Source organism: Trebonia kvetii, assembly GCF_007827045.1.
Taxonomy (GTDB): Bacteria; Actinomycetota; Actinomycetes; order Streptosporangiales; family Streptosporangiaceae; genus Trebonia; species Trebonia kvetii.
Window position 1 is genome coordinate 1 of the sequence record NZ_RPFW01000036.1, and the last position, 495, is coordinate 495.

Annotated in this window: 1 pseudogene; it reads left to right on the forward strand. The window is 49.1% G+C overall.

The annotated features are described in order from the left end of the window. Positions 1-220 precede the first annotated feature (220 nt). Positions 221-495, forward strand: a pseudogene (locus EAS64_RS45360) (hypothetical protein); the annotation flags it as partial.

Below are 495 nucleotides of genomic sequence, written 5' to 3' on the forward strand. Positions count from 1 at the left end.
CTTTTGGGCCGAGAGACTCGTGAGCTGATACCCTTGCTACGAGCTCCGGTGCTTTATCTGCGTTCCCTTCATGATCATGTTGTTTCAGATAGTTCATAGCGCTATTTTCTGGAACACTCCTCAGCAACGGTAAACTTTACATGGTTGACTCACAGTTCCCCTGTGCCGCATCTAGACTACGACGCGGCACTTGTCTTTTCCGTGATACAAGATATTGTCGTTGACTGTGAAGCATAATCCAAGCTACAGCGTTGAAAGGCCTTGTATGCAAATTGTCTCCGTACCCGCAGAAGCTATGGTAGATCCAGCATTGAATCTCACCAGTATTGTGGAACGCCATGCCTCCGACACCTCAAATCCCGTGCTGTATCGGTGGCAGATGTCGCCCGGCAATTGGCAGGACATTCACGAACATCAGTTCCATGACATGGTGGTTTCCATAGCCAAGGGACTCATTGCGCCTGGCGTTAAACCTGGTGATCGCATAGGTATTAT